This window comes from Streptomyces sp. NPDC042638 (assembly GCF_040647235.1).
Lineage (GTDB): Bacteria > Actinomycetota > Actinomycetes > Streptomycetales > Streptomycetaceae > Streptomyces > Streptomyces rameus.
Genome location: NZ_JBEZBT010000014.1, coordinates 142,491 through 149,444 on the forward strand (window position 1 = coordinate 142,491; position 6,954 = coordinate 149,444).

A 6,954-nucleotide genomic window follows, 5' to 3' on the forward strand; every position below is an offset into this window, starting at 1 on the left:
ACTCGAACCAAGACTAACTGAACCAGAATCAGTCGTGCTGCCAATTACACCATAGACCAAAGATGGTTTAGACCAGTCAGTACCCCCGACCGGATTCGAACCGGCGCTACCGCCTTGAGAGGGCGGCGTGCTAGGCCGCTACACAACGGGGGCCCTAGCGATCCCGACAAGATCGAGATCAGTACCCCCGACCGGATTCGAACCGGCGCTACTGCCTTGAGAGGGCAGCGTGCTAGGCCGCTACACAACGGGGGCTTTGCAGATAAGCTCTGCGAGCTGGCCTACCTGGACTCGAACCAAGACTAACTGAACCAGAATCAGTCGTGCTGCCAATTACACCATAGGCCACTGGAACTCAAGCCCCTACGGGGTTCTCGTTCTAGTTCGCTCCTCGGGGCTCCGGCCTTCCGGCCCGTTCCCCTCGGCGCAGGAAGAACATTACCCGAAGGTGGACGGGGCTCCAAAACGGGTATCCGCGCGGACGAGCGCCGGGAGTTCGGCCAGGGTCGAGATCCGGTGCGCCACGACCTCCGCGGCCGGCCGCGCGCGGGCCGTCCCGCGATCGATCCACACGGACAGCATCCCGGCCTCGGCGGCGCCCCGCGCGTCGATCTCCGGGTGGTCGCCGACGTACGCCACCTCGTGCGGAGGCAGGCCCAGCGCCTCGCAGACCGCGAGGAAGGCCCCCGCCTCCGGCTTGGAGACCCCCAGCTCGGCGGCGCACAGCACGGTCTCGAAGCGGTCGAGGAGGCCGAGGGTGCGCAGCTTGTGCTCCTGGACCGTGATGCTGGAGTTGGAGAGCACCGCGTGCCGGTGGCTGGCCGCGAGGACCTCCAGGGCGGGCAGGACGTCCGGGAAGAGGCTCCAGGCGGCCTCGTAGTGGGCCAGATAGCGCTGGAACCAGGCGTCGGCCTCGTCGTCGGTCAGTTCCCGGCCCAGGAAGACCCGGGTGCGGTCGCGGCGCTGGGTGAGGAAGTCCACCTCGCCGGAGGAGAAGCGGGCCCACTGGGCCTCGGTGATCTCCCGCCAGCGCACGAGGGCCTGCTCCGCGCCGTCGTACGCGTGGAGCAGGCCCTCGGCCAGGAGATGGGCACGCATGCCCTCCCGGTCCGCGGTCGTGTAGTCGAAGAGGGTGTCGTCAACGTCCCAGACCACGGCTCTGATCGTCATGCCACCGACGGTACCGCCGAACGGCCGGCGGCCTGGCGTGTCTGATCGACGAGGCCGACGCGCGGTGAGCAACGCGTCAGGGGCGGCACCCGGTGAGTCCCGGGTGCCGCCCCTGACGCATGTGGCGGTCAGGCGCTCAGCTTCGCCAGCGCCGCGTCGATCCTGGCCAGCGTCTTCTCCTTGCCCAGGACCTCCAGGGACTCGAAGAGCGGCAGGCCGACGGTGCGGCCGGTGACGGCCACGCGGACCGGGGCCTGCGCCTTGCCGAGCTTGAGACCATGGGCCTCACCGGCGGCCAGCACGGCCTCCTTGAGGGACTCGGCGGAGGTCCAGTCGGCCGCTTCCAGCTTCTCGCGGGCCGTGCGCAGCAGGGCGTCGGAGCCCTCCTTCATCGCCTTGGCCCACGAAGCCTCATCGAAGACCGGCTCCGGCAGGAACAGGAAGTCCACGTTCTCGGTGATCTCGGACAGGACCTTCAGGCGGGTCTGGGCGTGCGGGGCGATCGCCTCCCACTTCGCCGCGTCGAAGTCCTCCGGCGCCCAGGGGGCGAACGGCGGCTGCAGCCACGGGCGGCAGCGCTCGGCGAACTCCTTCACATCCAGCATGCGGATGTGGTCGGCGTTGATCGCCTCGCACTTCTTCAGGTCGAAGCGCGCCGGGTTGGGGTTCACGTCGGTGATGTCGAAGGCGGCGACCATCTCGTCGAGCGTGAAGATGTCCTGGTCCGCCGAGAGCGACCAGCCCAGCAGGGACAGGTAGTTGAGCAGGCCCTCGGGCAGGAAGCCCCGCTCCCGGTAGAGGTTGAGCGAGGCCTGCGGGTCACGCTTGGAGAGCTTCTTGTTGCCCTCGCCCATGACGTACGGCAGGTGGCCGAAGGCCGGGGTCTGCTTGGCGATGCCCAGTTCCGTCAGCGCCCTGTAGAGCGCGACCTGGCGCGGGGTGGAGGAGAGCAGGTCCTCGCCGCGCAGTACGTGGGTGATCTCCATCAGCGCGTCGTCGACCGGGTTGACCAGCGTGTACAGCGGGGCGCCGTTCGCACGGACGATGCCGTAGTCGGGCACGTTCTCCGGGGTGAAGGTCAGTTCGCCGCGGACCAGGTCGGTGAAGGTGATCGTCTCGTCCGGCATCCGGAAGCGGACGATGGGGGTGCGGCCCTGGGCCTTGTACTCCTCGACCTGCTCGGCGGTCAGGTCGCGGCAGTGGCCGTCGTAGCCGGAGGGCTTGCCGGCGGCGCGGGCGGCCTCGCGGCGGGCGTCCAGCTCCTCCTGGGAGCAGTAGCAGTGGTAGGCGTGGCCGGCGTCGAGGAGCTTCTGGGCGACGTCGGCGTAGATGTCCATGCGCTGCGACTGCCGGTACGGCGCGTGCGGGCCGCCGGCCTCGGGGCCCTCGTCCCAGTCGAAGCCCAGCCAGCGCATCGCGTCGAGCAGCTGGTTGTACGACTCCTCCGAGTCGCGGGCCGCGTCGGTGTCCTCGATGCGGAAGACCAGGGTGCCCTGGTGGTGCCGGGCGAACGCCCAGTTGAACAGGGCGGTGCGGACCAGGCCCACGTGGGGGTTACCGGTGGGCGACGGGCAGAAACGGACGCGTACGGGGGAGCCGGGTGCGCTAGCCACGCTTGACAACCTTGTTGGTGAGAGTGCCGATGCCTTCGATGGTGACGGCGACCTCGTCGCCGACGTTCAGGGGGCCGACCCCCGCGGGGGTGCCCGTGAGGACGACGTCGCCGGGCAGCAGCGTCATGGCCTCGGAGATGTTGACGATCAGGTCCTCGATGGGGTGGACCATCTCGCTCGTACGGCCCAGCTGGCGCTGTTCGCCGTTGACCGTCAGCTGGACCGTCAGGTCGTTGGCGCGGGCGAGGTCGAGATCCGTCTCCACCCAGGGGCCGAGCGGGCAGGAGGTGTCGAAGCCCTTGGCCCGGGCCCACTGCTTCTCACGCTTCTGCACATCGCGGGCGGTGACGTCGTTGGCGCAGGTGTAGCCGAAGATCACGTCCTTGACCCGCTCGCGCGGCACCTCGCGGCACATACGGCCGATGACGACGGCCAGCTCGGCCTCGTGGTGCAGTTCCTCGGAGAACGGCGGGTACTGGATGTCGTCGCCGGGGCCGATCACCGAGGTGGACGGCTTGAAGAAGGCGAACGGCGCCTCGGGGACCTCGTTGCCCAGCTCGCGCGCGTGGTCGGCGTAGTTGCGGCCGAAGGCCACGACCTTGTTGGGCAGCACCGGCGGGAGCAGCCGGACCTTGCTCAGCGGCACCTTCGTACCGGACAGCTCGTAGTCCGCGAACGGGATGCCCTTGATGATGTCGAGGACGAGTTCGTCCTGCTTGTCGCCCTCGACCGCGCCGAAGGCTACGTTCCCGTCGATGGAGAACCTGGCGATGCGCACGGGATGCTTGCGCCCCTCACTGAGAACCGGCGTACTGACGTCCCAGGTTATCGGAGCCATCCGGCGTCATGCGCTTCTGGGGGTATCGCCGCAGGTCAGGGGCGGGTCCATGGGGCAGCGGGGCAGCGGGGCGCCCTCGGGCGCCACCCGGGAGGACGGCCGCCGCACGGGAGGACGGCCGCCGCTCGGGAGGACGGCCGCCGCTCGGGAGGACGGCCGCCGCTCGGGAGGACGGCTTTCGACCGCGGGGACGGGCTTCGCGGGAAAGACGCGAGCACGGCCGGAAGGACCGCCGGGGACCTTCGCGACCGCGCCCGGCGCAGCCGTCTGTCACTCGCCCGCCGCGGCCCCCGCGCCGACCGGGATCTCCATGAGGACGGTGCGCCTGGGGTTGGCCGTCTGGGCGGGCAGGTCGACGGAGTGCTCCGGCAGCTCGGGCGTGTGCAGCTCGCCGGCGTCATCGAGGTGCGCCAGGGTCGTGCGTCGCGGGTTGGCTATGTTGCGGAACATCATCGTCGTCTTCACCGTTGTCGTCCTGTGCCCTCTGGTCGGGTGGGTTGGCAGAGTCGTCCCTGTCGTAAAGCGTCAGGCTAAACATCCGATTCCCCGACGAAGCCGCCAACTGCCCACGAGGCGCATGTGAGTTTGCTCACGAACTCATGGGCAAAGCGGTCAATTCCGGCCGACAATCCGCCCCGGCGAAACGGACATTGCCCCTCTGAAGCCACCATTCCGCTCCTGATCATGGCGACTGGGACACCCGGTACCGTGCGGCAACTCGCAGATGTATGCCCGTTATTGGTCGAAACAGGTTGCACGCCTGGTAATCCGGCACTCACTCGCCGTCACGGAGGTCACAGCTCGGCCCACTGCCCTTGTTGGAGATCCTGCACTGTGCTGGAATTCCACGGACCGCCGCAGGATCGAGCCGGCGCGCAGGGGCGCACTCAGCGCCGAGCGGCGGGCGAGGTAGGGGGGAACCAGCGCCGGTCACTCAAGACCACCGGGGGGCGTATTCAGGGCGCTCTCCAAACGCCGACACCGTGTCCCTCCGTTCGCGCGGAGGGGCGCCTGGTCCAGAGGTTGCGACGCTAGTGCAGGGACGTTTCAAGAGGGATGGCAGCGCTTCGGCGGAGCCGGAGCCGCACGACGGGACTGGCCCGATGAAAGGCAGCTCCTCGCCCCAGCACGCCCAGAACCCGGGCCCGGCCGGGGACGGCGGTGAGCGCGGCGGCCGCCCCGGTGCGCCGGCCTCGTCGGCGTCCACGACGGCCGCACCCTCGGGCAGCCCCGCCCCGGCGGTGAAGCCCGCGCAGGCCTCCGCCGGCGCCGGTTCACGGCTGGCTCTGCGCAACTGGCGTATCTCCACCCGCCTGGTGTCGCTGCTCGCGCTGCCCGTGGTCGCGGCCACCTCGCTGGGCGCGCTGCGTATCAACCAGAACATGGACGACATCCAGCAGCTCGACAACATGAAGCTGCTGACGGAGATGACCAAGCAGGCCACCGAGCTGGCCATGGCGCTCCAGGACGAGCGCGACCAGTCCGCCGGCCCGCTGGCGCACGGCGGACTGAAGACGAACGACTACCAGGTCAAGGCCTACCAGCAGAAGACCGACCGGGCCCGCGACAACTTCCTCGACTCCTCCGAGCAGATCGACGCGGCGAGCAAGGAGGGCAACCTCCAGGGCGTCCGCGACGCGCTCGTCGGCCTGGCCAACCAGCTGGACGACCTGTCCCGGATCCGTCAGAAGGCGTACACGTCCAAGGACAACTCGACCCAGACGGTCGAGTCCTACCACCGGCTCATCAGCCAGCTGATCGGCCTCTCCCAGGACATGGCCGAGGCGTCCAGCAACCCGGAGATGATCTCCCGTACCCGCGCCCTGGCGGCCTTCTCCACCGCCAAGGAGTACGCCTCCGTGCAGCGCGCCGTCATCGCGGCCGCGCTGCCCGCGACCACCGACGTCAAGGGCGACCTCTCCGAGAACGACCGCCTCTACGGCCAGTCGGCGTACGAGAGCGAAGGCTCCGAGCTGGCGATCTTCCGGAAGATCTACGCGGACCACAACGCCGAGGAACTCCTCAAGCCGATCGACGAGGGCAACCCGACGATCGAGTCCGCCGACACCTACGCCAAGCGCTCCTTCGAGTCCCCGGACGGCCTGCAGCAGCAGCCGACGCGGTCGTACAAGGACTGGGTGGACGACAGCTCCACCAAGATCGACCAGATGAAGAAGATCGAGCACACGCTCCTGGAGGAGATGGAGCAGAAGGCGCGCGAGCTGAAGAGCGCCACCCAGCGTGACGCCATCATCTCCGGTGCGCTGATCCTGCTCGTGCTCGGTGTCTCGCTGGTCGGCGCGTTCGTCGTCGCCCGGTCCATGATCCGCTCGCTGCGCCGGCTCCAGGAGACCGCGACCAGGGTCGCCCAGGACCGCCTGCCCGAGCTGGTCAAGCAGCTCTCCGAGTCCGACCCGCAGGACGTCGACACCTCCGTGGAGTCCGTCGGTGTGCACTCCCGGGACGAGATCGGCCAGGTGGCCACGGCCTTCGACGACGTGCACCGCGAGGCGGTCCGCCTCGCCGCCGAGCAGGCCCTGCTGCGGGGCAACGTCAACGCGATGTTCACCAACCTCTCGCGCCGCTCCCAGGGCCTGATCCAGCGCCAGCTGTCGCTGATCTCCGAGCTGGAGTCCCGCGAGGCCGACCCGGACCAGCTGTCCTCGCTGTTCAAGCTCGACCACCTCGCGACCCGTATGCGCCGTAACGGTGAGAACCTCCTCGTCCTCGCCGGTGAGGAGCCCGGCCGCCGCTGGACCCGCCCGGTCCCGCTGGTCGACGTCCTGCGCGCCGCCGCGTCCGAGGTGGAGCAGTACGAGCGCATCGAGCTGGCGTCCGTGCCCACCACCGAAGTGGCCGGCCGGGTCGTCAACGACCTCGTGCACCTGCTCGCCGAGCTGCTGGAGAACGCGACCTCGTTCTCCTCGCCGCAGACCAAGGTCAAGGTCACCGGTCACGCCCTGCCCGACGGCCGCGTGCTGATCGAGATCCACGACACCGGTATCGGCCTCTCCCCCGAGGACCTCGCGGCGATCAACGAGCGGCTCGCCTCGCCGCCCACCGTGGACGTCTCCGTCTCCCGGCGCATGGGCCTCTTCGTGGTCGGCCGGCTGTCCCAGCGCCACGGCATCCGCATCCAGCTGCGCCCGTCCGACTCCGGCGGTACGACCGCGCTGGTCATGCTGCCCGTGGACGTCGCCCAGGGCGGCAAGAAGCCCGCTCCGGGCAAGCCCGGCGCGCCCTCGACCGGTGGTCCCGCCGCGGCGCAGGCCGCCGCGGGTGCCGCTGCGGCCCGGCGGCAGAACGGCGGTGGCCCGGCCGGCGGCGGTCTGC

5 protein-coding genes and 3 tRNA genes are annotated in these 6,954 nt (G+C 69.6%); 1 reads left to right on the forward strand and 7 read right to left on the reverse strand.

Features of this window, described 5'->3' with window-relative positions; all coding sequences use genetic code 11:
- Positions 1 to 80: 80 nt before the first annotated feature.
- The 7 genes from AB0B40_RS14810 to AB0B40_RS14840 form a co-directional block, all read right to left on the reverse strand.
- A tRNA-Glu gene (locus AB0B40_RS14810) sits at positions 81 to 153 on the reverse strand.
- A 29-nt stretch (positions 154 to 182) separates the two neighbouring features.
- Positions 183 to 255, reverse strand: a tRNA-Glu gene (locus AB0B40_RS14815).
- Between the two features lie 21 nt (positions 256 to 276).
- Positions 277 to 348: transfer RNA gene (locus tag AB0B40_RS14820), tRNA-Gln, on the reverse strand.
- 90 nt (positions 349 to 438) lie between these two features.
- Complete coding sequence (locus AB0B40_RS14825) at positions 439 to 1,170, reverse strand: HAD family hydrolase (protein WP_362264041.1); 732 nt, start codon at positions 1,168 to 1,170, stop codon at positions 439 to 441.
- A gap of 128 nt (positions 1,171 to 1,298) precedes the next feature.
- Entirely contained in the window at positions 1,299 to 2,783 is a 1,485-nt protein-coding gene (gltX, locus tag AB0B40_RS14830) for a glutamate--tRNA ligase (RefSeq protein WP_362264042.1), read from the reverse strand.
- Positions 2,776 to 3,561 (reverse strand): fumarylacetoacetate hydrolase family protein, encoded by a 786-nt coding sequence (locus AB0B40_RS14835; RefSeq protein ID WP_345051045.1) that lies wholly within the window; start codon positions 3,559 to 3,561, stop codon positions 2,776 to 2,778. Before AB0B40_RS14835 ends, gltX begins: the two co-directional genes overlap by 8 nt.
- Before the next feature lie 330 nt (positions 3,562 to 3,891).
- Positions 3,892 to 4,086 (reverse strand): hypothetical protein, encoded by a 195-nt coding sequence (locus AB0B40_RS14840; RefSeq protein WP_362264043.1) that lies wholly within the window; start codon positions 4,084 to 4,086, stop codon positions 3,892 to 3,894.
- A gap of 569 nt (positions 4,087 to 4,655) precedes the next feature.
- Here AB0B40_RS14840 and AB0B40_RS14845 point away from each other — a divergent pair.
- Positions 4,656 to 6,954 (forward strand): nitrate- and nitrite sensing domain-containing protein (locus tag AB0B40_RS14845; RefSeq protein ID WP_362264044.1); only part of this gene is annotated, 2,299 nt, incomplete at its 3' end.

What these genes read in the sequence shown, in the direction of transcription:
- AB0B40_RS14825 (WP_362264041.1), bottom strand. Translation starts at nt 1,170, where the DNA reads ATGACGATCAGAGCCGTGGTCTGGGACGTTGACGACACCCTCTTCGAC.